Source organism: Aeromonas sp. QDB68, from assembly GCF_027707405.1.
Taxonomy (GTDB): Bacteria; Pseudomonadota; Gammaproteobacteria; order Enterobacterales; family Aeromonadaceae; genus Aeromonas; species Aeromonas caviae.
The window spans coordinates 47,736-73,843 of the sequence record NZ_JAPCIQ010000013.1; the positions used below are offsets into that span (position 1 = coordinate 47,736).

Here is a 26,108-nt window from a genome sequence, read left to right on the forward strand (position 1 = left end):
CCGTTGGACAACATGCTGCAAAGATTGAACGGCCTGCTCATGCAGGCCGGAATTGTTATCACCGAAACCCAGAAGACCCAGTTGGTGCAGTTGGTCGAGTTGCTGCACAAGTGGAACAAGGCTTACAATCTCACCTCGGTGCGAGATCCGGACGCCATGTTGGTCAAGCATATCCTCGACAGCCTGGTGGTGAGTCCTCACCTGCACGGTGAACGCTTCATCGATGTGGGAACGGGTCCGGGTCTGCCCGGACTACCGCTGGCCATCATCAATCCGGACAAACAGTTCGTGCTGCTCGACAGCCTGGGCAAGCGGATCAACTTCATCCGCCAGGTGATCCTGGAGCTGGGGTTGACCAATGTGACCCCCGTCAAATCCCGGGTGGAGGAGTATCAGCCCGAGGTGGGATTTGACGGCGTGCTGAGCCGGGCTTTCGCCTCCCTGGAGGACATGCTGAGCTGGTGTCATCATCTGCCGTCACCCGAGGGCAGCTTCCTGGCGCTCAAGGGACAATACCCCGAGCAGGAGCTGGCACAGTTGCCTGACAGCATTCGTCTGGTTGCCACCCACAAGCTGGTGGTGCCGGAACTGGAAGGCGAACGCCATCTGCTGGAGTTTAAAGCCATCCAGCCCGAATAGGGCCGCCGTATTCATTTAGGGGACAGTGTGGGAAAAGTCATTGCCATAGCCAACCAGAAGGGTGGAGTGGGTAAAACCACCACCTGTGTGAATCTGGCCGCCTCCATGGCCGCTACCCGGCGCAAGGTGCTGGTGATCGATCTGGATCCGCAGGGCAATGCCACCATGGGCAGTGGCGTCGACAAGTACGATGTCGAACGCACTGCCTATGAACTGCTGATCGAAGATGCCCCCATCGGCGAGGTGATCATCCCCGAAACCTCGGGAGGCTATCACCTGATCGCCGCCAATGCCGACGTGACCGCGGCAGAAATCCGCCTGATGGAGTTTTTTGCCCGCGAGATCCGCCTGCGCAACGCCCTGGCCTCGGTCAGGGACAAGTACGACTACGTCTTCATCGACTGCCCGCCTTCTCTCAACATGCTGACGGTGAACGCCATGGCCGCCGCCGACTCCGTGCTGGTGCCCATGCAGTGCGAATACTATGCGCTGGAAGGGCTGACCGCCCTGGTGGACACCATCAGCAAGCTGGCAGCCGTGGTCAATCCGGAGCTGAAGATCGAAGGGGTGCTGCGCACCATGTTCGATCATCGCAACCGGCTGGCCAATGATGTGTCCGATCAGCTGAAACAGCATTTCGGGGACAAGGTCTATCGCACCATCATTCCCCGCAACGTAAGACTGGCGGAGGCGCCGAGCTTTGGCGCGCCAGCCATGCACTATGACAAATCATCGGTGGGGGCCAAGGCCTATCTGGCCCTGGCTGGCGAGATCCTGCGCCGCCAGGAGCAGGAGTCCCAGCCGCTCACCGCAGATCGAGAGAGCATATGACGCCGAAGAAACGTGGGCTGGGCAAGGGGCTGGACGCCCTGCTCAGCACCAGCACGGCCGCCCGCCAGAAACAGGTGATGAGCGACCAGCGCACCGAACAGGCCATGGCCCCGACCAATCAGGGGGAATTGCGCAAGCTGCCGGTGGAGTGGTTGCAGTCCGGCAAATACCAACCGCGTAAGGATATGTCCCAGGATGCGCTGGAGGAGCTGGCCAACTCCATCCGTGCACAAGGGGTGATCCAGCCCATAGTGGTACGCTCCATCGGTGAAAACCGTTTCGAAATCATTGCAGGTGAACGCCGCTGGCGCGCCTCCCAGCTGGCCCGTCTCGAAGTGGTGCCCTGCCTGGTCAAGGATGTCGCCGACGAGGCGGCCGTCGCCATCGCACTTATCGAGAACATCCAGCGTGAAGATCTCAACGCCATCGAGGAGGCCGTCGCCCTTCAGCGCCTGCTGACGGAGTTCGAACTGACTCACCAGCAGGTTGCCGAGGCGGTAGGCAAGTCCCGCACCACGGTCACCAACCTGCTGCGTCTCAACCAGCTCAACGAGGACGTGAAGCGCTTCGTGGAACACGGCGACCTCGACATGGGGCATGCCCGTGCCCTGCTGGCCCTGAGCGGCCAGGCCCAGTCAGAGCTGGCCAAACTGGTGGCCCAGAAGGGGCTGACAGTGCGAGATACCGAGAAGCTGGTGCAAAAAGCACTGGAACCGGCAAAAACCAGGGTTGAACCCGTCCGCGATCCGCAGTTTGGTTATCTCGAGCGCCAGATTTCTGAAAAAATTGGCAATCAGGTGCAACTTCAGCCGGGTAAGAAAGATAGCGGCAAGTTAGTAATAAGTTACGATAACTTGGCAGATTTGGACCGGGTATTGGGCTATTTTGGCCTGTCAGAATCGTGATTTTTACGCTTTTTGTAGTAATAAAACATCCATTACTTTCGATATGAACATAACCTTAATTTCGCGCGGAAAGCCGCAAAAATTAAGGATTTTTGCCATGTTGCAATAGCCGTCTTCACGGGTATAATTTGACCGGCTTTTCGAGCTGTGAACCTGGGGTCTTCGGATCCCGATTTTTTACAGTTCTGTAATGTTCAGGGGTAGGTTGGTGAAGCAGAAAATAGCCTTGGAAGGTTTGACGCTGGCCTTGGCTATGCTCGTTTGTCAGCTGGTCCTGATCCTGGCGATCGCCACCGTCTGGTTTTATCAGGCGGGAAAGTTCGCCGGACAATCCTCTCTCTACGGAGGGGGGATGTACTGGGTTCCTCAAGCCCTGTTCACGCTCTGGGTTCTGCGCCGCAAGGTGACGAAAGAGAGCGTAGGCCTGGTTTTGCGGGACTTTTATGGTGGGGCAGGGATTAAGCTCATTACTACAACAGGACTTTTCGCCCTGCTGTTTGGCGCCGGGATTGAGGTCGACACCGCCTCGTTCTTCGCCACTTATATCCTCGCCCTCGTTGTACAGTGGATAGTTTCATTCACGCTTAACAACCACTATTAGGAAAACTCATGTCTGCAACCGGAGAAGTCCTGACTCCTCAGGGATATATCTCCCACCACCTGACCCACCTGCAGGTAGGGTCCGGGTTCTGGACGGTGAATATCGATTCCATGATATTTTCCGTCGTGCTAGGCGCCCTGTTTATCTGGTTGTTCCGCAAGGTTGCCGTCAAGGCCACCAGCGGTGTGCCCGGTAAGCTGCAGTGCTTTGTGGAGATGCTGGTCGAGTTTGTGAATGGTAACGTCAAGGACATCTTTCATGGTCGCAACAAGGTCATAGCACCTTTGGCCCTGACGGTGTTCGTGTGGATCTTCCTGATGAACTTCATGGACCTGATCCCCGTTGACTTTATCCCTCACGCTGCACAGTTGATGGGTGTTCCCTATCTGCGTGTGGTTCCCTCTGCTGACGTTAACATCACCATGTCCATGGCTTTGGGCGTGTTCTTCTTGATCCTGTACTACAGCATCAAGGTCAAGGGTATCAGCGGGTTCGTGAAGGAGCTGACGCTTCAGCCTTTCAACCACCCTGCTGCCATCCCGGTTAACTTCATCCTTGAAACCGTCACGTTGATTTCCAAGCCTGTTTCATTGGGTCTGCGACTGTTCGGCAACATGTATGCTGGCGAACTGATCTTCATCCTGATTGCGGGTTTGTTACCCTGGTGGTCACAGTGGATCCTGTCCGTGCCTTGGGCAATCTTCCACATCCTGATCATCACTTTGCAGGCGTTTATCTTCATGGTTCTGACCATCGTCTATCTGTCGATGGCGCAGGAAGACCATGGTTGATGCAACTCAAATAATCCTTTTTATACAATCAATTACATCTAAATAAATGGAGATCCTCATGGAAAACTTGAACATGGACCTGCTGTACATCGCTGCTGCAATGATGATGGGTCTGGCGGCTATCGGCGCCTCCATCGGTATCGGTATCCTGGGTGGCAAGTTCCTGGAAGGTGCAGCTCGTCAACCTGACCTGATCCCTGTTCTGCGTACCCAGTTCTTCATCGTGATGGGTCTGGTGGATGCGATCCCGATGATCGCCGTTGGTCTGGGTCTGTATGTGATGTTTGCGGTTGCCTAAGTCATTACGACTCACGCAGAACCCATTAACTAACTAAAGAGGACATCGGCTGTGAATATCAACGCCACCCTCCTCGGCCAAGCAGTTGCTTTTTTCATCTTCGTAGTGTTTTGCATGAAGTACGTATGGCCGCCGCTGATGGCTGCCATCGAAGCCCGTCAGAAAGAAATCGCTGACGGCCTCTCTTCTGCAGAGCGTGCCAAGAAAGATCTGGAGCTGGCCAAGGCCAACGCCACCGATCAGCTGAAAGAAGCCAAGCTTCAGGCTGCTGAAATCATCGATCAGGCCAACAAACGCAAGGCCCAGATCATTGATGAGGCCGCTGTCGGAGCCCAAGCTGAGCGGGAGAAAATCCTGGCTCAGGGCCGTGCAGAGATCGAAGCTGAACGTCATCGTGCCAAAGAAGAACTGCGCAAGCAGGTTGCTGCTCTTGCCATCGCGGGTGCAGAGAAGATCCTGGCACGCCAAATCGACCAGGCTGCCAACAGCGACATCGTCGACAAACTGGTAGCAGAACTGTAACGGGAACGGGGCTATGTCTGAACTGACTACAATCGCTCGCCCCTACGCCAAGGCTGCTTTCGAGTTTGCCGTTGAGCACAAGGCGGTTGACCAATGGCTGGAGATGCTCGATTTCGCCGCTCAGGTGGCAGAGAACGAGACCATGCACAGCCTGGTAAACGGCTCCGTTGCTGCCGAAGAACTGGCAAAGCTGTTTGTCGGTGTCTGCGGTGAGCAGCTCAACGAGCACGGTCAGAACCTGATCCGGGTGATGGCCGAGAATGGTCGCTTGGGTGTGCTGCCGGCGGTCGTTACCGAATTCGTCGTACTCAAGGCTGAACTGGACAAAGAAGTTCAGGCTGACGTGATTTCGGCGATCGAACTGACCGACCAGCAGAAAGCCAATATTCAGGCTTCTCTGGAACAACGTCTCGCGCGCAAAGTGAAGCTGAATTGCAGCACAGATGCGTCCTTGATGGCCGGGGTGCTCATCAAGGCCGGTGATCTCGTTATCGACGGCACGGTCCGCGGTAAGCTGGATCGCATGGCCGATGCGCTGCAATCTTGATTGGGGTATTAGAGCATGCAACTGAATTCCACTGAAATCGCCGAGCTGATCAAGCAGCGCATTGCGCAGTTTGATGTCAAAAGCGAGGCGCGTAACGAAGGTACCATCGTTTCTGTAAGCGACGGTATCATTCGTATCCACGGTCTGGCCGATGCCATGCAGGGTGAGATGATCGAGCTGCCGGGCAACCGCTTCGCTCTGGCATTGAACCTGGAGCGTGACTCCGTTGGTGCCGTAGTAATGGGTCCCTATGCCGATCTGGCCGAAGGGATGAAGGTAAAGGGTACCGGCCGCATTCTGGAAGTGCCGGTCGGTCGTGGTCTGTTGGGCCGGGTGGTCAACACCCTGGGTCAGCCGATCGACGGTAAGGGTCCGGTAGACAACGACGGCTTCTCGCCGATCGAAGTGATCGCCCCGGGCGTTATCGAGCGTAAGTCTGTTGACCAGCCAGTCCAGACCGGTCTGAAAGCCATCGATGCCATGATCCCTATCGGTCGTGGCCAGCGTGAGCTGATCATCGGTGACCGCCAGGTTGGTAAGACCGCCATCGCCATCGACACCATCATCAACCAGAAAGATTCCGGCATTAAGTGCGTCTACGTTGCGATCGGCCAGAAGGCCTCCACCATCGCCAACGTGGTGCGCAAGCTGGAAGAGCACGGCGCCCTGGCCAACACCATCGTGGTCGTGGCTTCTGCCTCCGAAGCGGCTGCTCTGCAGTACCTGGCTCCCTACGCCGGTTGCTCCATGGGCGAGTACTTCCGTGACCGCGGCGAAGACGCACTGATCATCTATGATGACCTGTCCAAGCAGGCCGTTGCCTATCGCCAGATCTCCCTGCTGCTGCGCCGTCCGCCTGGACGTGAAGCTTACCCGGGTGACGTCTTCTATCTGCACTCCCGTCTGCTGGAGCGTGCTGCTCGCGTCAACGCCGAGTACGTAGAGAAGTTCACCAATGGTGCCGTGAAAGGCCAGACCGGTTCCCTGACCGCCCTGCCGATCATCGAAACCCAGGCCGGTGACGTCTCCGCGTTCGTTCCGACCAACGTGATCTCCATCACCGATGGCCAGATCTTCCTGACCTCCCAGCTGTTCAACTCCGGTATTCGTCCGGCGGTTGACCCGGGTATCTCCGTATCCCGTGTGGGCGGTGCTGCTCAGACCAAGATCGTCAAGAAGCTGTCCGGTGGTATCCGTACCGCGCTGGCCCAGTACCGCGAACTGGCGGCATTTGCCCAGTTCTCTTCCGACCTGGACGATGCCACTCGCAAGCAGCTGGATCACGGTCAGAAAGTCACCGAGCTGATGAAGCAGAAGCAGTACTCTCCGATGAGCGTGGCCCAGCAATCCCTGGTGCTGTTCGCCGCCGAGAAGGGTTATCTCGCCGATGTCGAACTGAGCAAGATCGTCGACTTCGAAGCCGCTCTGCTCTCTTACGCCAATACCCAGCATGCCGAGCTGATGGCTGAAATCAATGCCAAGGCCGACTACAACGACACGATCGTTGGCAAGCTGACTGCGTTGCTGGATGACTTCAAGGCAACCCAGACCTGGTAAGCGTGTGTGGCAGCGCAAGCTGCCACCTGATGGAGAGAAGAGATGGCCGGCGCAAAAGAGATACGTAACAAGATCGGGAGTGTGAAGAACACTCAGAAGATCACCAGCGCTATGGAAATGGTGGCAGCGAGCAAGATGCGCCGTGCGCAGGAACGCATGTCTGCCAGCCGTCCGTACGCTGAAACCATGCGCAAGGTGATCGGCCATATCGCTCAGGGGAACTTGGAATACAAGCACCCCTACCTCATCGAACGTGAGGTGAAGCGAGTGGGTTACATCGTCGTCTCCACCGACCGTGGCCTGTGTGGTGGTCTGAACATCAACCTGTTCAAGGCTGCCCTCAATGATATGAAGCAATGGAGCGCGAAAGGTGCCAAGGTTGACCTGGCATTGATCGGTAACAAGGCCTCCAACTTCTTTGAACGGCACGGCGCCAAGGTGAAAGCCCACGTCTCCGGACTGGGTGACAACCCGAGCGTCAATGACCTGATCGGTTCAGTGAAGGTCATGCTGAAGGCTTACGACAACGGTGAGATTGACAGGCTGTATCTGGTGTACAACAAGTTCGTCAACACCATGGTTCAGCAACCAAAAGTCGATCAACTGCTGCCTTTGCCCGTAACAGAAGACAGCAAGCTCGCCAAGAAGCACCACTGGGACTACCTCTATGAGCCGGATCCCAAGCAACTGCTGGATACCCTGCTGATTCGCTACGTCGAATCCCAGGTCTACCAGGGTGTGGTAGAAAACTTGGCAAGTGAACAGGCAGCCCGAATGGTTGCCATGCAAGCCGCGACTGACAACGCCGGCAACCTGATTAACGATCTGCAACTGGTATACAACAAGGCCCGTCAGGCCAGTATTACCCAGGAGCTCACAGAGATCGTTTCCGGTGCTGCTGCGGTGTAAGGCAAGGGTTATCAAAGGTTTAGAGGATTTGACATGAGTAACGGTTTCATCGTCCAAATCATCGGCGCTGTGGTGGACATCGAGTTCCCACAGAATGCCGTGCCCCAGGTGTACGATGCACTGAAGGTTGTCAGCGAAGGCCAAGGCCAGGGTCTGGTACTGGAAGTTCAGCAACAGATCGGCGGCGGCGTCGTGCGTTGCATCACCATGGGTTCCTCCGACGGTCTGCGTCGTGGGTTGGAAGTAGTTAACAGCGGCAAGGCCATCCAGGTACCGGTCGGTACCTCGACCCTGGGCCGTATCATGAACGTACTGGGCGACCCCATCGACGAGAAGGGTCCGATCGGCGAAGAAGAGCGTTGGTCCATCCACCGCGAAGCCCCCAGCTACGAAGATCAGTCCAACAGCACCGAGCTGCTGGAGACCGGCATCAAGGTTATCGACCTGGTATGTCCGTTCGCCAAGGGTGGTAAGGTTGGTCTGTTCGGCGGCGCCGGTGTAGGCAAGACCGTCAACATGATGGAGCTGATCCGTAACATCGCGATCGAACACAGCGGTTACTCCGTGTTCGCCGGTGTAGGCGAGCGTACCCGTGAGGGTAACGACTTCTACCACGAGATGATGGAGTCCAACGTACTGGACAAGGTATCTCTGGTTTACGGTCAGATGAACGAGCCGCCCGGAAACCGTCTGCGCGTGGCGCTGACCGGCCTGACCATGGCCGAGAAGTTCCGTGACGAGGGTCGTGACGTGCTGTTCTTCGTGGACAACATCTACCGTTACACGCTCGCGGGCACTGAGGTATCCGCACTGCTGGGCCGTATGCCCTCCGCAGTAGGTTACCAGCCGACCCTGGCCGAGGAGATGGGTGTTCTGCAAGAGCGCATCACCTCCACCAAGACCGGTTCCATCACCTCCGTACAGGCCGTTTACGTCCCTGCGGATGACTTGACCGACCCGTCTCCGGCGACCACCTTCGCCCACCTGGATGCGACCGTCGTACTGTCCCGTCAGATCGCGGCACTGGGTATCTACCCGGCCGTTGACCCGCTGGACTCCACCTCCCGTCAGCTGGATCCGCTGGTGGTAGGCAAGGAGCACTACGAGACCGCTCGTGGCGTTCAGACCGTACTGCAGCGCTACAAGGAGCTGAAGGACATCATCGCCATCCTGGGTATGGATGAACTGTCAGAAGAAGACAAACTGACCGTAGCCCGTGCCCGTAAGATCGAGCGTTTCCTGTCCCAGCCGTTCTTCGTGGCCGAAGTATTTACCGGTTCTCCGGGCAAGTACGTGCCGCTGAAGGAAACCATCCGTGGCTTCCAGGGCATCCTGAAGGGTGAGTACGACGATCTGCCCGAGCAGGCGTTCTACATGGTTGGCGGCATCGACGAAGTCGTCGAGAAGTCCAAGAAACTGTAAGCCTCGATAGGAGGGCCCATGGCTGAGATGATCTCCTTTCACCTGGATGTGGTGAGCGCCGAAGGGAAACTGTTTTCCGGTCGGGTGCAATCTGCCCAGGTATCAGGCTCCGAAGGTGAGCTGGGTCTCCGCCACGGTCATGCTCCGTTGCTGACTGCCATCAAGCCGGGCCTGGTCCGCTTGATCAAGCAAAATGGTAGCGAAGAGGTGCTGTACATCTCCGGCGGCATGCTGGAAGTACAACCCGAAGCCGTGACCGTGCTGGCCGATACCGCCATTCGTGCCGACGACCTGGATGAGGCGAAAGCCCAGGAAGCCAAGCGTCGCGCCGAAGAGCGGATCAACAGCTCCCATGGTGATATCGACTACGCTCAGGCATCTGCCGAGCTGGCCAAAGCGATGGCCCAGCTGCGGGTTATCGATATCGTCAAAAAGAATTACCGCTAATCACGGTGATGCAAAAAGCGACCTTCGGGTCGCTTTTTTTTTGCCCGTTGGATAGACTCCGCCCAGCATTTCCACCTGTTTCAAAGGCTAGCTATGTCTCTCAATGTCGTGATCCTGGCTGCGGGTAAAGGTACTCGTATGCGTTCTGTTCTCCCCAAGGTGCTGCACCCCGTGGCCAACAAGCCCATGGTCTCCCATGTGATCGATACCGCTCGCCAGATCGGTGCCGAACAGCTGCATCTGGTCTATGGCCACGGTGCCGAGCTGCTGAAGGAGCGGATCGTCGCGGAAGATGTGAACTGGGTACTGCAGGCCCAGCAGCTGGGAACCGGCCACGCGGTGGCTCAGGCCATCCCCTTCTGGAACGACGAAGACGATGTGCTGGTGCTCTATGGCGATACCCCGCTGATCCAGCCCGAGACCCTGCAACGGCTGCTGGCCGCCAAGGCGGCAGGTGGAATGGCCCTGCTGACCGTGGTGCTGGACAACCCGACCGGCTATGGCCGCATCGTGCGCAGCAACGGTCAGGTGGTCGGCATCGTCGAGCAGAAGGATGCCAACGCCGAGCAGCTCGCCATCCGCGAGGTGAACACCGGCGTGCTGGTGGCGAACGGCGGCCAGCTGCGCAGCTGGCTGTCGCGTCTGGACAACAAGAATGCCCAGGGCGAGTTCTATCTGACTGACGTGATTGCCATGGCCCATGCCGACAACTGCCCCATCGCCGCCGTCCACCCGGAAGACGCCATGGAAGTGGAAGGGGCCAACAACAGGGTGCAGCTGGCCCAGCTCGAACGCAGCTACCAGCAGATGCAGGCCGAGAAGCTGATGATCGCCGGCGCCACCCTGATCGACCCCGCCCGTTTCGATCTGCGGGGCACCCTGGAGATCGGGGAAGAGGTGGTGATCGATGTCAACGTCATCATCGAAGGCAAGGTGGTGCTCGGCAACCATGTCCACATCGGGGCCGGCAGCGTGCTGAAGGATTGCGTGATTGGCGACCACACCGAGGTGAAACCCTACTCCGTCATCGAAGGGGCACAGATCGCGGATCAGTGCTCGGTCGGTCCCTTCACCCGTCTGCGCCCCGGCGCCGTGCTGGAGCAGGATGCCCACGTCGGCAACTTCGTCGAGATGAAGAAGGCGCGCCTCGGGGTGGGCTCCAAGTGCGGTCACCTCACCTATCTGGGGGATGCGGAGATCGGTGCCAAGGTGAATATCGGTGCCGGCACCATCACCTGCAACTACGACGGGGTGAACAAGTTCCAGACCATCATCGAGGACGACGTCTTTGTCGGCTCCGATACCCAGCTAGTGGCGCCGGTGCGCATCGGCAAGGGGGCGACCCTGGGGGCGGGTTCGACCATCACCAAGGACGTGGCGGAGAACGAGCTGGTGATCACCCGGGTGCCCCAGCGTCACATCCAGAACTGGGCCCGCCCGGTCAAGAAGAAGTGATGCCCGATCAATGAAATGCAAACCGGCGCCTGATGGCGCCGGTTTTGTTTTCAGTCTGCCTGTTCAGCTGCGGGGATTTGGTCGTCCGGGCGGCTCATCACCCGGTACCAGTCCAGCTTGCGGGTCAGCACCATGACAAGCGTCAGTATGGCGAACAGCAGCAGGGCGCCGAGCAGCAGGGCTGTCTCCTCGGCCTGCAGCAAGCAGAACAGGATGGCGTAGACCAGCCCGAGCAGGGCTGAGAATCCCATACCCTGTTTCGGGCCGCCCAGCACATGACTCAGGTAGAAGCCGTTGAGGGCCACGCTGGCCAGGGCGGCAATCAGATAGGCCCAGGCAAAGCCCAGATGCTCGGTCAGCGCCAGCAGCACCAGATAGAAGATGGCCAGCCCCATGCCCACCAGGGCGTACTGGAACGGGTGCACCCGCAGCCCCCTGAGCAGCTCGAACATGAAGAAGCTGAGGAAGGTGAGGCCGATGAACAGCAGGGCATACTTGGCGGCCCGCTCGTTAAGCTGATAGTGATCCACCGGTTGCACCAGGCTGACGCTGAAACTAGGCAGCTTTTCTGAGGGCCCGAAGATTGAGTCGTGGAACTGATTTTCCATATCAGTGGCAAACCAGCTGGTCTGCCAGTGAGCGTTGAATCCTTTCTCTTGTACCTTGCGGCTGGTCGGCAGGAAGTCACCGAGAAAATTGGGATGAGGCCAGTTACCAGAGAGGGTCAGCTTGCTGTCACGGCCTATCGGGATCAGGGAGAATTTCTCCATGCCCTGCAGGGAAAACCTTACCTCGAAACGCCCTCCTTGCTGTTGTTTGGTCGTCAGCGGGACATGCACGCCGGACAAGGTGCCAAGACGGGCTCCTGGGATGACGGCCAGTGGTTCGTTGGCGAGGGTGATGGCCGGGATCTGGGTGATGCCGCGGGCATCGGAGACGACCAGGCTGAGATAGGGCTGGCCGGGTAGGCTGTTGCGCGGAGGTTGCCAATCAGGGAGCGAAGGTAATTGACCGGTCAGAGTGACGTTGGCCTGATATGGTTGGGCTTGGTAAATCCCCAGTTTGCGCGGAGTAACTTCCATGTCGACAGTAGCATCCAGCTGTTCCGGTAGGAGGTAGCGATAGAGGGTTTCCACTTCTCGCCGGGATTCCTCACCATCGATCAGGATGTTCTCGCTTGTGTACGGCTGTACCACGATCGGCCCCAGCAGCCGTTGCGGCCCGCTGGTGCTGGCCATGATTTGCTGGATGGCTTCTGAGCGATAAGCCTGGCGCTCCCGGTTCAGCTCCATGATGGATTGCACCGGCACCATCAGCAGCAGGCTGAGCAACAGCAGCAGAAAGATCTTGTGGTTGAAAATCTGTTTGACCATGACTCATCTCCTTGTGGTTGAAAGGGAGTGTGCCGGGGTCGGGTGAAGGGAAGGTGGGGCTGTGTGAAGGGGTGGTGAAGGGGGTAAAAAAACCGGCGCCAGGCGCCGGTTCTTGTTGGCATTACAACTTCTTCAGCTCGACCGGCAGGGCGGCAAATACCTCGTCCCTGGCCTTCAGGGAGGCAAACTGTTTACCCGGCTTCTGGATGACGGTGTGGACGAAGATGAGCTTCTTGTCCTGCTTGCTGGCCCAGCCGACGAACCAGCCGATCTGCTGCTCCCTGTCCAGACTGCCATCCAGCAGCTTGGGGTAACCCATGCCGGTCTTGCCGTGGATCTGCCAACCGTCGATGCCGGGTTGACGCATCAGGTTGGCGGTATGGCGCAGGGTCTGGGCGGAGACCGGCAGCTTGCCGCTCACCATCTTGCCGAGGAAGCGGGCCTGCTCCTGGGGGCTGATGGCGAGGCTGGAGCTGAGCCAGGCCTGGGTCAGACCGTCGTGCTTGCCCGGGTTGCCCGAGAGATCCCGGTTGCCGTAGTCGAAGCGGTCGACATAGTGCTGGAAGCGCGCCTCTCCCAGCCACTCGGTGAGGCGCTGTGAGTACCAGATGACCGAGAATTGCATCCAGCGGCTTGGGGTGGTGGTCTGCTTCCACACCGGCAGGAAGTCAGGGTCACCGGGTTTGAACGGCAGGGCGGGCAGCTGTTCATCCACCAGGAAGCCGCTGTCATAGCCCATCAGGGCCAGCGGGATCTTGAAGGTGGAGGCCGGGGTCAACTGGGCGGCACACTCCCCCTGGGTGCTGAGGGGTTTGCCGGTGGCATCGGCAAACAGCATGCAACCAGAGGCGGCGCTGGCGGGCAGGGCACAGAAGAGGCCGGCGGCAAGCAGGCCGGACAACAGCATACGGGGCATCACTCTCTCCTTGATTCATGGGAATGCGCATCGACGGGGAAGGTCGTCATCGAGGAGGCGCAGCTTAGCCCGGCTCTGTGTGCTCAGTGTGAAGTGCCCTCAGTTGCCGGGCAGCCAGAGCTCTGCCAGCACGCCGCCGTCCGGCTGGTTGGCAAGGGTCAGCCGGCCGCCGTGCTGGCGCGCCACCTCAGTGGCGAAGCTGAGCCCGAGGCCGCTGCTCTTGCCCTTGTCGGGTCTGGGCAGCGAATAGAAGCGCTCGAAAATCCTGGGCAGCGCAAAGTCGGGAATACCTGGTCCCTGATCCCGCACCCGGAAGCAGTAACCCCCCTGCTCCATGGCGCCACTCAGCCGGATATGCCCCCCGGCGGGTGAGAAGTCGAGGGCGTTGTCCAGCAGGTTGCCGAGGGCCTGCTCCACCAGCAGGGGATCCCACTTCTGCCTGGGGGCGTCGGCGAGCTCTGCCGTCAGGGCCACATGGCGACGGGCTGCGACTATCTGGCGGGCGTCGAGCGCCCGTCTGCCCAGCCGGGCCGGCTCGACTGATTGTCTGTCCAGCCCCTGCCCAGATTCCAGTCTGGCCAGTTGCAACATGCGCTCGATCAGCTGCTGCATGCGGGCCGTCTCCAGATTGATGTTGCCGATAAAGTGCGTCGCTATTTCGGCCGGCGGTGCCTCGGCCAGGATCTCCCCTGCCCCGCGAATGGCCGCCAGCGGGCTCTTGAGCTCGTGGGTCAGGCTGTGGACATAGGCTTCGATGTAGGCCTTGCCGTCCAGCTGGCGGCGCATGGTTTCCAGGGATCGGCCGAGTCGATCCAGCTCCGGGCTGTAGAGACGCGGCAGGCTGGCAGGCTGCCCCTGGCTGACCGCATCGGCGTAGTGCACAAGCTTGCCGATGGCGCGGTTGAGCCACCACACCAGCAGGGCGCCGATGAGCAGCGAGATGAACAGCAGCAGGGCCGCCCCCTGTAGCAGCTGGTGTTCGCTGCGCTCTATCATGGGCAGCAGGGTGCGGTTGGGTTTGGCGACCGTGAGGGAGCCCAGGATGTCGTCCCCTTCTCGCAGCGGGGCGGCCACGTGCATCACCGAGCTTGCGGGATCGTCCGGATCGCTGCGGGTGCTGCGGGCGCCATATTCGCCCCGCAGGGTCAGATAGACATCGTTCCAGCGCGAGTAGTCCTTGCCGAGATCCACCCCGTCCGAGTCGTAGACTACCTTGCCCCAGCGGTCGACCACATAGATGCGGTACTCCGCCTGCTGCTTGAGGTGACCATCGATCAGGGCGTTGATGGGGCTCTGGTTGAGGCGGGCGAAGGCGCTGGCGAGCCGGCCATTCGCCATCCTGCCCTCCTGCATGTCGTCCAGGGCCAGCGGCGCTAGCATCTGGGCCATGTCGACCAGGGTATCTTCGGTGGCGCTGCGCACCCCGGGTTTTATCTCCTCGACGAAGATCTCCAGCACGAACCAGGCGGCCAGGGCGAAGATCAGCACCAGCCCGCACAGCAGTTGAAATCCGATTCTCATCTCATCCCCCTGCCGGTGCCCGGCAACCCTGAGTTCATGCCAGCTCCAGGCTGTAGCCCAGCCCGCGGTGGGTCAGGATCAGGTTGGCGTCAGGGTCCCGCTCCCGCAGCTTGGCGCGCAGGGTCTTGATATGGGTGTCCACGGTGCGATCCATGCTCTCCTCCGCCCCGCTCCATACCAGGTCCATCAGCTGCTGGCGGGAATAGACCCGGCCCGGCGCCAGCATCAGGGTCTTGAGCAGCAGGTATTCGTAGCGGGTGAGCGCCAGCGGCTGGCCGTGGAGGCAGATGCGGGCCCGCTCCTCGTCCAGAGTCAGCAGCTGGCTCGGTGGGGGCGTGGCCGGCTGGCTGCGGCGCAGGATGACCCGCACCCTGGCGCACACCTCCCGGGGCGAGAAGGGCTTGGCCACGTAGTCGTCAGCCCCTATCTCCAGCCCGATCAGCCTGTCTATCTCCTCGCTGCGGGCGGTGAGAAACATCAGGGGAATATCGGTCAGGGTCCGCACCTGCTTGCACAGCTCGAAACCGCTGATGTCCGGCAGTCCCACATCCAAGATCAAAAAATCCGGTCGCGTCTGTTCCAGTCGCGCCAGCAACGGCTGTCCGAGGGGGAACCACTCCACCTCGAAACCGTCGGTCTGCAGGGCGTAGATCAGGGTGTCGGCAATGCTGGTCTCGTCTTCCACCAGCCAGATGAGTCGTTTTTGCATGGCGTCCTCGTCGCAAATCGGCTTGCCCATTCTGGCATCGAAGCAAATCGGATCCTATTTGCCGTTTGATTTTTCCCGAAAAGGCATTAATATTTCGCCATTCTTTCGAATCGAAATTTAACGATGACCAAACGCAACACTCAACAGCGTCGCCACACCATAGTGAGCCTGGTACAGGAACAGGGTGAAGTCAGTGTCGACGCCCTGGCCAAACACTTCTCCACCTCGGAAGTGACCATACGCAAGGATCTGGCGGTGCTGGAGACCGGTGGCCTGTTGCTGCGTCGCTACGGCGGTGCCGTACCCCTGCCCAGCGAGATGGTGGTGGACAGCAACCCTGATCAGGTTTCGAAACGAAAGCTGGCCATTGCCCGCGCCGCCGCCGAGCGGATCCGCGATCACAACCGCATCATCATCGACAGCGGTAGCACCACCAGCGCCATGATCCCCATGCTGGGTAGCAAGCGCGGCCTCATCGTCATGACCAACTCCCTCAACGTGGCCGGCGCCCTGCGCGAGCTGGAGAACGAACCCACCCTGCTGATGACAGGCGGCACCTGGGATCCCCACTCCGAATCCTTCCAGGGTCAGGTGGCGGAGCAGGTGCTGCGCTCCTATGACTTCGACCAGTTGTTCATCGGCGCCGACGGCATAGACCCTGAGCGAGGCACCACCACCTTCAACGAGCTGGTGGGTCTCTCCCGGGTCATGGCCGAGGTGTCGCGGGAGGTCATCGTCATGGTGGAGTCGGAGAAGATAGGCCGCAAGATCCCCAATCTCGAACTGCCCTGGTCCGGCATCCATACCCTGGTGACCGACGAGGGGTTGGCCAGCGAGGCCAGAGAACAGATCCAGGCCAGGGGGATCCTGCTGATTTGCGCCCCCGTGGCCCTGTGACCAAAACAATCCATTATCCAACCGAATTAACGTCTTACGTCTCAAGGAGAAGTCTATGTGTGGCATCGTCGGGGCCGTCGCCCAACGTGATGTGGCTGAAATCCTGGTAGAGGGCCTGCGCCGTCTGGAATACCGTGGTTATGACTCCGCCGGGGTGGCCGTGTTCAGCGCCGATCGACCACTGCAGCGGGTTCGCCGTCTGGGCAAGGTGGCCGAGCTGGCCAAGGCGCTCGAAGAGCAGTCCGTGCACGGCGGCACCGGCATCGCCCACACTCGCTGGGCGACCCACGGCGAGCCGTCCGAGCGCAACGCCCACCCCCACGTCTCCGAGCATATCGTGGTGGTACACAACGGCATCATCGAGAACCACGAAGAGCTGCGGGAAGAGTTGAAGGCGCTGGGCTATGTGTTCAGCTCCGACACCGACACCGAGGTGATTGCCCATCTGGTGCATCACGAGCTGAAGAGCGCCCCTAGCCTGCTGGCCGCCATGCAGATTGCGGTGAAGCAGCTGCGCGGCGCCTACGGCACCGTCGTGATGGACAGCCGCGACGACAGCCGCCTGGTGGTGGCCCGCTCCGGCTCCCCCCTGGTGATCGGCCGCGGCATCGGTGAGAACTTCATCGCCTCCGACCAGATGGCGTTGCTGCCGGTGACCCGTCGCTTCATCTTCCTGGAAGAGGGGGACGTGGCCGAGGTGACCCGTCGCGACGTGCATGTCTTCGATACCCACGGCGAGGCCGTGGTACGTGAGGAGCTGGAGTCCGAGCTCTCCCACGATGCCGGTGACAAGGGCGAATACCGCCACTATATGCTGAAAGAGATCTACGAGCAGCCCAAGGCCATCACCAACACCCTGGAAGGCCGTCTGGGCAGCGATCACGTGGTGGTCGAGTCCTTCGGCAACGGCGCCCGCGCCATCTTCGACAAGGTCGAACACGTGCAGATCGTGGCCTGCGGCACCTCCTACAACTCCGGCATGGTGGCCCGCTACTGGTTCGAGGAGATCGCCGGCGTCTCCTGCGACGTGGAGATCGCCTCCGAGTTCCGCTATCGCAAGTCAGTGGTGCGCCCCAACAGCCTGCTGGTGACCCTCTCCCAGAGCGGCGAGACTGCCGACACCCTGGCCGCTCTGCGCCTGGCCAAGGAGTCCGGCTACATGAGCTCGCTGGCCATCTGCAACGTGCCGGGCTCCTCCCTGGTGCGTGAATCCGACCTGGCCTTCATGACCCGGGCCGGTGCCGAGATAGGCGTCGCCTCCACCAAGGCGTTCACCACCCAACTGGCCGGTCTGTTGATGCTGGTAGCCTCGGTCGGTCACTGCCGTGGCAACCTGAGTGCCGCCGCCGAAGCCGAGCTGGTCAAGGCGTTGCAGGCCCTGCCGCTGCGCATCAAGGAAGGCCTGGCGCTGGCCAAGCAGATCGAGACCCTGGCCGAAGAGTTTGCCGACAAGCACCACAGCCTGTTCCTCGGTCGCGGCAGCCAGTACCCCATCGCCATGGAGGGGGCGCTCAAGCTGAAAGAGATCTCCTATATCCACGCCGAGGCCTATGCTGCCGGTGAGCTCAAGCACGGCCCGCTGGCGCTGATCGATGCCGAGATGCCCATCATAGTGGTGGCGCCGAACAACGACCTGCTGGAGAAGCTCAAGTCCAACGTGGAAGAGGTGCGCGCCCGTGGCGGTATCCTCTACGTCTTCGCCGATGCCGACGCCGGCTTCAAGAGCGACGAGACCATGCGGGTGATGAGCCTGAACCACGTGGAAGAGGTGATCGCGCCCATCGTCTACACCGTGCCGTTGCAGCTGCTTTCCTACCATGTCGCCCTCATCAAGGGCACCGACGTGGATCAGCCGCGCAACCTGGCAAAATCCGTGACCGTGGAATAAGCCCTCGCCAGAAATGAAGAAGAGTTGTATGAGAGCAATAAAGATTCATACCAAGTAATAAAGTATCATATCAAGTAATAAAGTTGCATACCTTAGCCGCCCTAGCTAAGCTCAATCTATGAGCAATAGCGGGGCGGCTTTGTTATGGTGGGAAGAAAAAACGTTAACACGGAGTTACAGAGTCAGAAGTGGCTGCGTGAGGGCCGAGGAGGTGGTCATGGTTCCGACTACAAGCCATGGTTAACCGTCAGGGATTTACCATCTGAAGGTCGCTCGCACCGCGTTTTTGGTCATAATTCTCAACGCACCCACCACTTACTGTCGGATTTGGAACTGGCTGTATTCCTGTTATTGGAATGGAATATTTCGACTGTAGATATTCGCGAGCAATTCCCTCTTCGTTTGGAGGATACCAAGGCTCTTGCGCTGGAGTCCGAGATCGATCACCCTGCCGTTCGCGGTGTTCTGCAGGTTATGAGCTCAGACTTTCTCGTCAACACCTCTAACGCTAACCGGCCAAAATTTGCACTGCAAGCCAAGTACGCAGAGACACTGAGTAATGCGAGAACCATTGAGAAATTGGAGCTGGAACGCCGCTATTGGTTACAAAAAGGAGTGCCTTGGTGGTTGATCACAGAGAAGGACATTCCGAATGTGGTTACAAAAAACATCAGTTGGCTTTATCCGGCACAACGGGACGAGATAGCGGTTGATGTGCTGATAGAGCGCGCAGGGTTTTATCAGTACCACTTTCAGAGTGCGCCGGAGAGAAGCGTGATTGATGTAGCTAAACAGCTGGATACTGCTTATCATCAGCCGATGGGGCAATCCCTGCTGGAGATTAGGCAGCTACTGGCTCAACGCTGTTTTCTGTTCGACATATTGACGCCAATAACCAAGTTAAAAGCCGGTGATCTGCAACTGGAGAACATTGAGGCTATTTCGGAGGCGTTACATGTTTCAAATCAATGAGGTTATCAGCGTTGATGGTGTTGCCTACCGGATCTTGGCTGAGTTGCCGGATGAAATTATCTTGATAGCCTTGGACAATGAGTCTGCTTTCCCTTCGGTGGTTTCTCGTCAGGAATTGTTGGATGCCATCGATAACGAAGTGTTACAACGGATCGAAGATCCCTATGCCAGGCTTTATTACGCCAAACCGGATGATGGAACTAAGGCTAGGGAATTACGGGATAAAAATTATCAGCTTATTCAACCACTGATATCCAACCCAGAATGTATGTTCCCCCGCGCAAGAAATAGGGCTGTAAATCATATCATTGCAACACATGGATCAACCAAACAGACACTTTATCGGCTTATCCGCCGTTATTGGCAACGTGGGCAAACTCCCAATGCTCTTCTTCCTGACTATGAGAACTCCGGTGCTAAGGGAAAAAAGAGATTGTCAAAGGGCGGAAAGCTTGGTCGCCCCAGACAGACTGGCTCAGGAGTCGGCGCTGTTATTGATGAACAGATAGAGAGACTCTTTCGTAGAGCAATTGAAAAGCACTATCTTATAAAAAATGGTAAATCATTTATTGAGACTCATAACCGTTTCAAAGGGATGTATCATAACTATTATCCTGACGTTGCAGAGTCGGAGATCCCATCTATTTGGCAGATGAAGCACTTCTTCAAACGCGATTACTCTCAAGTTGAAAAACTAAAACAAAGGGTCAGCAAGATTAATTACAATAAGGATGTCAGGCCGTTGCAGGCAACAGCGAACACGCATGTTCTCGGTCCAGGCTCCCGGTTTGAGATTGATGCGACTATCGCTGATATCTACTTGGTTTCAGATAGTGATCGTAAAAATATAGTTGGCCGGCCAATAGTTTATATGGTCATTGATGTGTTTAGTCGAATGGTCGCTGGCTTTTATATAGGCTTTGAGAATCCTTCCTATGTGGCAGCTATGCAAGCCTTAGCGATTGCCATGACCGACAAGGTGAAATTATGTCAGCAACTCGATATTGATATTGACGAGTCTGATTGGCCTGTCATGGGCATCCCAGATGCTATATTGGCTGACCGTGGTGAATTGCTGGGGTGTCAGATCGAATCGTTAGAGCAGAGTTTTTCTGTTCGGATAGAAAATGCACCACCTTTTCGTGGTGATTGTAAAGGGATAGTTGAGCGTTTTTTCAGAACCATACAGGCGGTTTTCAAACCATTTGCTCCAGGTGTTGTATCTGATAATACGGTAAAAAAACGGGGAGGAAGTGATTACCGATTGGATGCGATGCTCAATATACACGAATTTACATCGATCATTCTGTCGGCCATCTTATTTCACAATCGATATCATGTGTTGGAAACCTATGATCGCGACATCGATATGCCTGCCGATTTGCCTATAACGCCATTATCGTTATGGAATTGGGGATTGCAGAATAGGTCAGGGCGGTTACGGACGGTTCCTGAAAATGCCCTGCAGGTTAGTTTGCTACCTCGAACGAAGGCTACCCTCTCCCCTCTGGGGCTCTGCGTATTTGGCGTGTATTACACTTGCCAAGAAATACTACAAATGGGGTGGTTGCACAGGGGCAAGAATGTTTCCAGGCCTGAATCATTAGAGGTTGCCTATGACCCAGCTGTTGCAGATGTTATCTATCTGCTGCCACAGCAAAACAGTGCGGAATATTGGACCTGTGGATTGACCGAGCGCTCTCGAGAGTTCCGTGGCTGTTCTTTCTGGGATGTCTGGTTGATTACGAGACAGCAAAAGGTTGTTGTGGCAGAGAGCAAGCTAGTTGCTGATCGTGAGAAGCGAAGAGTCGATGAGTTGATTAACTCAAAAATACGGCAAGCGGAAGCCCAAGTTCAAGCCGAAGATGCCCCAGTAGTGTCAGATCGCCAACGCATTGCAGGCATCAGGGGTAATCGAGCCAAGGAGAAGGACAAAGAGAGAAAACGCGCCAAATCTGTTGCGACATCTGAGCCATCAAGTGAGCCAGCAACTGTGGTACCGTTATCTAAAGGTGCGGATGACTATAAGTATCCGGATTATATCGACGAACTCTTCAAGGACGACTAGATGGTATTACCAGCTAACATGGCCAAGGCCGTCTACAACGACCCTGGCATTGAACAGTATCGTGGCAACCCCTTGATCGAGGCATTGCCACCTATCATGACTACTCAGCAGATAAAACAGGGGTTGAGCGGCGCCATCAAGTTTGATCCCAAGGATATCTATGTCGATGGCCCTTGGCGTGTTCATGTGATATCCCAGTTGCTGGATGACTTTTTTCAGCCGATAAGCCGTCATTTACAACTGGAATCAAAGTTATCCATCATGATCCGGCAGGGGTATGTTGGACGCAACCTGAGCGATGGATCTTTGAATGTGCAACTGCAAAATGGTTATGAGCGGGTTATGTCTGGTGAGTTGGATGTTTTTCGGTTCGAGCAGGTTAAATCGACAGCCCGTAGCCTGTCGTTGATTGGGTGCTCTGGGTCAGGAAAAAGTAGCACCATCAACCGGATCTTGGCAACTTATCCTCAAGTGCTCTACCACGAGCAATACAATTTTACCCAGATTGTCTACTTGAAGCTGGATTGCCCTCATGACGGCTCATTAAAAAGCCTGTGTCATCACTTTTTCAGGGCTATTGATGCCGTACTGCATACGGACTATGAACGCAAATATGCGCTTAAACGCCACAGTGTTGAGACCCTGATGGCATTGATGAGCCAAATCGCTAATGTCCACGCGATTGGCGTGCTGGTCATTGATGAGATTCAGCACCTGAGTATGAGCCGTTCCGGTGGCGTGGAGAAGATGCTAAATTTCTTCGTGACATTGGTAAATGTGATCGGCTTGCCTGTTGTCATGGTGGGGACCCCCAAGGCCAGACCCATCTTTGAGATGGACTTGAGATCGGCAAGGCGTGGAGCCGGTTTTGGCGCATTGCTTTGGGAGCCTATGCAGGCTACCAAGCCTAGCGTGGATCCTGCCACCAACCAGCCCAGGCCTACAGAGTGGATGGCCTTCACCGATAAGCTGTGGCAATACCAGTGGCTACAACAACGGGATGAAAATTTGTCCGATGAGGTTCGGGATTGCTGGTTCGAGCTGTCCCAAGGGGTGCTGGACATAGTGGTAAAACTCTTTGTTCTGGCCCAGTTGAGAGCTATTGCCACCCGCATCGAACGGATCACTCCACAGCTGTTGCGGCAGGTTTATGAGGATGAACTCAAACCGGTACACGCCATGTTGGCCGCGTTACGCTCCAAAGATCCTGAGTTAATCGCCAGATATTCGGATCTGAGCATCCCGGATATAGACAAAAAGATCCTAGTTCTCAGCACCAAGATTGATGAAGCCAGAGTTGCTCTGGATTCTCATCATAACCGATATGGTGGCAATGAGCAGGCCATCCGCTTGCATAACCTGCTCGTTGGCATGGATTGCCATTCTGAGCTGATTGTGCCGTTAATTGATCGCGCCTTCAGTACATATCCGGATCTGTCCGTCAGAGAGCTGATGCCTATCGTTCTTGATTGGTACAACTCGGACTCAAAGCCACAAGATAACGCAAAACCCAGGCCCGCTCGTCTCAAGCCAAAAGAGTGGCACACGCTGCACACCGACGATCTGCGTTTCCAGTTTTCCCAATGTGGCAAGGACAACCCTCACTATCCTGCATTCAAGAAAGCCGGGGTCACCTTCGATGTGGATACCTGGCTGAGAAGGATGGGCTAGCCATGTTGAACTTTCCGGTTCCTTATCCAGATGAGCTGATTTACAGCTTGGTGGCCAGAGCCGGAATACATTTGGGACTAACCAGCCCAAAGCAGTTGTTGGATGAGGTTTTTGCCAACCGGCATGTCATTGCAACGGTTGATCTCCCTAATCATCTGGCACCTTTGGCTCGGTTATTGCCGGATAGTATGGGCCTTGATGTTGAACGACTTGCCTATATGCATACGCTATTTCCTGTCTATGCCCCTTTTACACCAGAGGATCGCCGGAAGTTCTGCCTTGAGAAGATGGCAGGAGAATCTCAAGGAGCAATTCACCTTATCCTCGGGATAGTGGCATCCAGAGTTAAACAGTCGCTTTCATTACGCTATTGCCCGCAATGCCTGCAAAATCAGCGTTTTCATCAAGGTGAATACTACTGGCTGCGCTCATGGCAAGTGATAGGGGCTGATTGTTGCTTGTTTCATGGCACCCTAGCCGAGGCTAATCTTGAGCGGCATGCTTATCATCGCCATGAGTTTATTGCTCCCAATCCCTTGTTGTGCCCACCTGTGCCCCAGTCTGCCGGACGCGATCACGTCATCCGGGTTACTCGTCAAGTAAATGCACTGTTGCAACGTCAGGCTAAAACATCACCGTCCTTTTCCCAGTGGAGTTCATTTTACAACCAGCTAGCGAGCATGTCCGGGTGTGCCAAGGTGAAGCAGGTAAAACAGGGCGATATTCATGAGCGTGTATTATCCCGTTGGCCGGCTGATTGGTTAGTGCAACAAGGATTGGCTATTCATAACGAATCAGGTTGTTGGCTGCAGGCTATCTTCCGTAAGCACCGAAAATCCTTCAGCTATCTGGAACATATCGTTGCCCTGGATAGCCTGTTGCCTGAGTCTTGGAACATAGCGACGGTGCTGGACGAAGTGCAGAGTATTCCAACAGGAATTTACGGTCTCCATCCTGTTCCTCAGGAGGAAAAGAGCGACCAGTTGGTAGAATATCGAGCTAGCTGGCAGCAGTTGCTGGAATGTCATGGTGTTAAGCTGGCCCGCCTCTCTCATCAGGCGTTATATGCCTGGTTGTATCGGCATGATCGACGCTGGCTTCTGGAGTTTAACCGGCAACACTATCAAAGTCGTGCCAGAGAAAATCACCGGGTCGATTGGCCAAAGAGGGATCGTGTGACTTGCCGTCAGTTACTCAAGATCCTGAGTGAACAGACGTGGCGTCTTGACTCCCCTCGGCTATCGATGCGCTGGTATCTGTCGAGGTTGCCTACCGGCGCCATGGTGGAGAAAAAATTGAGCAAAATGCCGCTTACGCGCTTGTTTTTTAAACGATATTGTGAAGATATTACGGACTACCAAGTGCGTCGCTTGGCTTTTGCCTCTGGATTGTTAGTACAAAAAGAAGGCACCTTGCGACGATGGCGACTTTTGCGTGTAGCCGGCTTAAGCGATGAGCGGTTAACCTCGATGTCAGAACGGCTGTTAAGTGATGTTTTGGAGGACTAATGCAGGATATCCGCTTTGACAAGGTGTCTGATGATACAACAATCTTGGCAATCGGCTCGCTGTTCAGGCGGATTGATAATTCCCAGTGGGGCGTCAATCTTGATCTGGTGCCCAAAGCGGAAGCTGGGTCACTACGGGTGTCAAATATCCCCGTCTTGGCTCGCAAACGTGTGTTGAATCCGACCCAAGAGCACAGGCCTGCTGGTTTTCGTCTCTCTTTAACTATCGACAGCACTGAGACTTGGCAAAGAAAGAGGTTGGGAGATTACCCGGTTTCCTCTGCCATTCGCGCAATGGACAAACGCCAACACTGCTTTTGTTTTCTTGCAAATGACATACAGATATATCTTCCCCAGTTGGAGCTCGCTCGTGTACTTTTCTTGCACGACGGTTATCTATCTCGCTCAGCACTTGAGCCTGATTATCTGAAAAGTGAGTTTTCGATTGAACACGTCAGCGCCGAGGTTGTCCGGGTGAATGTATTGCCTTCCTCCAGCTACCCGCTCAAGTCTCTAGATGACTTCGAGTCGCGACGTTTGTTGAGCTGGATTTTGATCGATCCTGATGCCCGTGCTTCTTACGAAAGCATAGGCCGCAGTCAAAAGCTGAATGGCTATGAGAAGGGAGGATATCGGCAATGGGAGTTTGAGTTTACTCCTCCACCTTTACCATCGGTCTCTTTTGAAATCCGAGGGCGATTCGATAAAGAAGCCAAAAGCATGCTGGTTTACGAGGTGGCCAGTCTGCGAAATATACAGGCAGATATCCCAAGTGAAGTGGAATTTTTCCATCCCAAGTTGCGGGAGTATGTGCGAGGTGAAGGGGACGGTGCAGTACGCTTGGTCGCTGAACGCCCACCAATTCACTCGGTGCATGATGGGGCGGATGCCAATGCGGATACCACGCCTGTTTTATTGCGGGCTCCATCTGTCGTGTTTGAGTTTTCTAAGGCATTCAATACGCGTAAGGTAGCCGAGAAGAAGCAAGAAGGTGCCAATGGCAAGGCCGATGATGAGGTGGGCTCCCAAGCATCAGAGGATGTCAGCACTGAAGAGTCAGTTGCAGGAGGGATTCTGCCCAGCGCAGAGTGGACAGCTGAATCGGACGAAACCGATGATCTGCATCTCTACGCCAATAAGTTTGATTGCTTTCAATCGATGCTGGATGAGTTGGTGGCGGCCCATGGTTGCGTGATTAGATCCAAGCAACTGCGCAAGCTACCTAAGCTCTACCGTTGTAATCGCCACCTGCTTCTGGATGGCAATCCCAGATGCTTGGCCGTCGTTGAGGTTGAGTCGCACAATCGCATCTTTCATATCCTCGAAGTCGATACCTCCGATGGGATTTGCTCCCTCTCAACCCTGCTATTAAGGCTGACGTCGCAGCAGGGGTGGCAGGAGCAGCTTAAGTTATTGGAAGAAGAGTTAACCCAGAAATCATTGCATTGGCCAAGTAAGCGGCTGAAAGCGCTTTGTGGCAAGGATGGTTATTCCGGCATCCCTCATCCACAGACCAAATCTGTGGATAAGGGCAAGCTGCCTGAGAAGTCGATAGAGCACTGGGCGACAAGGTTTCATAGTTGGACCTGATTACCCATGATTAGCAGTCACCACGAGCTATACTGATCTTACGTACAGTTACTGAGGTGCGAGATCATGGCC

General features: G+C 56.5%; 24 protein-coding genes. 20 read left to right on the plus strand and 4 right to left on the minus strand.

Features of this window, described 5'->3' with window-relative positions; genetic code table 11:
• Positions 1-12 precede the first annotated feature (12 nt).
• From rsmG to glmU, 13 genes are all read left to right on the plus strand, one after another.
• Positions 13-639 (plus strand): 16S rRNA (guanine(527)-N(7))-methyltransferase RsmG, encoded by a 627-nt coding sequence (gene rsmG, locus PG892_RS06560; protein WP_210556805.1) that lies wholly within the window; start codon positions 13-15, stop codon positions 637-639.
• A gap of 27 nt (positions 640-666) precedes the next feature.
• Positions 667-1,470: a ParA family protein gene (locus PG892_RS06565; protein WP_029313362.1), complete on the plus strand. Its 804-nt coding sequence runs from the start codon at positions 667-669 to the stop codon at positions 1,468-1,470.
• Positions 1,467-2,375: a ParB/RepB/Spo0J family partition protein gene (locus PG892_RS06570; protein WP_010672268.1), complete on the plus strand. Its 909-nt coding sequence runs from the start codon at positions 1,467-1,469 to the stop codon at positions 2,373-2,375. Before PG892_RS06565 ends, PG892_RS06570 begins: the two co-directional genes overlap by 4 nt.
• Positions 2,376-2,565: 190 nt before the next feature.
• Positions 2,566-2,976, plus strand: a complete 411-nt coding sequence (locus PG892_RS06575) for an ATP synthase subunit I (protein ID WP_048209371.1) — start codon at positions 2,566-2,568, stop codon at positions 2,974-2,976.
• A gap of 8 nt (positions 2,977-2,984) precedes the next feature.
• Entirely contained in the window at positions 2,985-3,767 is a 783-nt protein-coding gene (atpB, locus tag PG892_RS06580) for a F0F1 ATP synthase subunit A (protein ID WP_010672266.1), read from the plus strand.
• 58 nt (positions 3,768-3,825) lie between these two features.
• Positions 3,826-4,065 (plus strand): F0F1 ATP synthase subunit C, encoded by a 240-nt coding sequence (gene atpE, locus PG892_RS06585; protein ID WP_010672265.1) that lies wholly within the window; start codon positions 3,826-3,828, stop codon positions 4,063-4,065.
• Positions 4,066-4,116: 51 nt separating this feature from the next.
• Positions 4,117-4,587: a F0F1 ATP synthase subunit B gene (gene atpF, locus PG892_RS06590; RefSeq protein WP_010672264.1), complete on the plus strand. Its 471-nt coding sequence runs from the start codon at positions 4,117-4,119 to the stop codon at positions 4,585-4,587.
• Positions 4,588-4,600: 13 nt separating this feature from the next.
• Positions 4,601-5,134 (plus strand): F0F1 ATP synthase subunit delta, encoded by a 534-nt coding sequence (gene atpH, locus PG892_RS06595; RefSeq protein WP_210556810.1) that lies wholly within the window; start codon positions 4,601-4,603, stop codon positions 5,132-5,134.
• Between the two features lie 15 nt (positions 5,135-5,149).
• On the plus strand, positions 5,150-6,691 hold the full coding sequence (atpA, locus tag PG892_RS06600; protein ID WP_041214174.1) for a F0F1 ATP synthase subunit alpha: 1,542 nt from the start codon (positions 5,150-5,152) through the stop codon (positions 6,689-6,691).
• Between the two features lie 42 nt (positions 6,692-6,733).
• The gene (atpG, locus tag PG892_RS06605; RefSeq protein ID WP_010672261.1) at positions 6,734-7,600 is read left to right on the plus strand and encodes a F0F1 ATP synthase subunit gamma; all 867 of its coding nucleotides are present in this window, start codon (positions 6,734-6,736) and stop codon (positions 7,598-7,600) included.
• 33 nt (positions 7,601-7,633) lie between these two features.
• A complete protein-coding gene (atpD, locus tag PG892_RS06610) occupies positions 7,634-9,022 on the plus strand; it encodes a F0F1 ATP synthase subunit beta (RefSeq protein ID WP_010672260.1) in 1,389 nt (462 codons plus the stop codon).
• 18 nt (positions 9,023-9,040) lie between these two features.
• Positions 9,041-9,469, plus strand: coding sequence for a F0F1 ATP synthase subunit epsilon (locus PG892_RS06615; protein ID WP_010672259.1), 429 nt, complete (start codon positions 9,041-9,043; stop codon positions 9,467-9,469).
• Between the two features lie 93 nt (positions 9,470-9,562).
• The gene (glmU, locus tag PG892_RS06620) at positions 9,563-10,924 is read left to right on the plus strand and encodes a bifunctional UDP-N-acetylglucosamine diphosphorylase/glucosamine-1-phosphate N-acetyltransferase GlmU (protein WP_257711901.1); all 1,362 of its coding nucleotides are present in this window, start codon (positions 9,563-9,565) and stop codon (positions 10,922-10,924) included.
• Between the two features lie 50 nt (positions 10,925-10,974).
• On the opposite strand, the gene creD is transcribed toward glmU, so the two are convergent.
• The 4 genes from creD to blrA form a co-directional block, all read right to left on the minus strand.
• The gene (gene creD / locus PG892_RS06625; RefSeq protein WP_264787079.1) at positions 10,975-12,297 is read right to left on the minus strand and encodes a cell envelope integrity protein CreD; all 1,323 of its coding nucleotides are present in this window, start codon (positions 12,295-12,297) and stop codon (positions 10,975-10,977) included.
• A 121-nt stretch (positions 12,298-12,418) separates the two neighbouring features.
• On the minus strand, positions 12,419-13,213 hold the full coding sequence (blaOXA, locus tag PG892_RS06630; protein WP_216991366.1) for a class D beta-lactamase: 795 nt from the start codon (positions 13,211-13,213) through the stop codon (positions 12,419-12,421).
• A gap of 99 nt (positions 13,214-13,312) precedes the next feature.
• On the minus strand, positions 13,313-14,734 hold the full coding sequence (gene blrB, locus PG892_RS06635; RefSeq protein ID WP_270825252.1) for a beta-lactam sensor histidine kinase BlrB: 1,422 nt from the start codon (positions 14,732-14,734) through the stop codon (positions 13,313-13,315).
• Between the two features lie 34 nt (positions 14,735-14,768).
• Complete coding sequence (gene blrA / locus PG892_RS06640) at positions 14,769-15,443, minus strand: beta-lactam response regulator transcription factor BlrA (RefSeq protein WP_216991364.1); 675 nt, start codon at positions 15,441-15,443, stop codon at positions 14,769-14,771.
• A gap of 123 nt (positions 15,444-15,566) precedes the next feature.
• On the opposite strand from blrA, the gene PG892_RS06645 reads away from it, so the two are divergent.
• The 7 genes from PG892_RS06645 to PG892_RS06675 all read left to right on the plus strand — a co-directional run bounded on the left by PG892_RS06645 (position 15,567) and on the right by PG892_RS06675 (position 26,036).
• A complete protein-coding gene (locus PG892_RS06645) occupies positions 15,567-16,340 on the plus strand; it encodes a DeoR/GlpR family DNA-binding transcription regulator (protein ID WP_216991363.1) in 774 nt (257 codons plus the stop codon).
• A gap of 55 nt (positions 16,341-16,395) precedes the next feature.
• Positions 16,396-18,228 carry a glutamine--fructose-6-phosphate transaminase (isomerizing) gene (gene glmS, locus PG892_RS06650; RefSeq protein ID WP_216991362.1) on the plus strand — a complete coding sequence of 611 codons (1,833 nt, stop codon included), beginning with the start codon at positions 16,396-16,398 and terminating at the stop codon, positions 18,226-18,228.
• 144 nt (positions 18,229-18,372) lie between these two features.
• Positions 18,373-19,200 carry a TnsA endonuclease C-terminal domain-containing protein gene (locus PG892_RS06655; RefSeq protein WP_162847502.1) on the plus strand — a complete coding sequence of 276 codons (828 nt, stop codon included), beginning with the start codon at positions 18,373-18,375 and terminating at the stop codon, positions 19,198-19,200.
• Positions 19,184-21,268 (plus strand): DDE-type integrase/transposase/recombinase, encoded by a 2,085-nt coding sequence (locus PG892_RS06660; RefSeq protein ID WP_104452068.1) that lies wholly within the window; start codon positions 19,184-19,186, stop codon positions 21,266-21,268. The genes PG892_RS06655 and PG892_RS06660 overlap by 17 nt, the downstream gene beginning before the upstream one ends.
• A complete protein-coding gene (locus PG892_RS06665) occupies positions 21,269-22,939 on the plus strand; it encodes an AAA family ATPase (protein ID WP_104452069.1) in 1,671 nt (556 codons plus the stop codon).
• A gap of 2 nt (positions 22,940-22,941) precedes the next feature.
• Positions 22,942-24,447, plus strand: a complete 1,506-nt coding sequence (locus PG892_RS06670; protein ID WP_158656236.1) for a TnsD family Tn7-like transposition protein — start codon at positions 22,942-22,944, stop codon at positions 24,445-24,447.
• Positions 24,447-26,036 carry a Tn7-like element transposition protein TnsE gene (locus tag PG892_RS06675; RefSeq protein WP_270825253.1) on the plus strand — a complete coding sequence of 530 codons (1,590 nt, stop codon included), beginning with the start codon at positions 24,447-24,449 and terminating at the stop codon, positions 26,034-26,036. Before PG892_RS06670 ends, PG892_RS06675 begins: the two co-directional genes overlap by 1 nt.
• The last annotated feature ends 72 nt before the right edge of the window (positions 26,037-26,108 follow it).